The organism is Streptococcus pseudopneumoniae, from assembly GCF_038148935.1.
Lineage (GTDB): Bacteria > Bacillota > Bacilli > Lactobacillales > Streptococcaceae > Streptococcus > Streptococcus pseudopneumoniae_U.
In genome coordinates, this window is sequence record NZ_JBBJZX010000241.1 from 1 (window position 1) to 297 (window position 297).

Genomic DNA, 297 nt, shown 5'->3' on the forward strand with positions numbered 1-297 from the left:
TAATTTCACCAAATTGCTCAATAATCAGAGCTGATTTTCGCTTTTCCATAGGGATTTTCAAATCGATAAATAGACGTCTGAGTTTTTTTCTATGCCCATTTTGAATCAAAACATCTCCTGTTTTTCGATGACGAATGTGTATGGATGTTTCCCGTGAAACAGGTACCTGCTGAATTAATTCACCTTCTAAAGGAAGTCCAAAGGAAAATAAATATCCCTGATAAGTTACCTGATTTTGATAGTATAACACAAATTCATCTTCCTTTTCATCAGCCTGCGGACTGATTTTACAAATCT

1 protein-coding gene is annotated in these 297 nt (G+C 34.7%); it reads right to left on the reverse strand.

Annotation, left to right across the window (positions count from 1 at the left end; genetic code table 11):
- On the reverse strand, window positions 1-297 hold a 297-nt coding region (tilS, locus tag WKI42_RS10800; protein WP_368081918.1), incomplete at both ends, for a tRNA lysidine(34) synthetase TilS.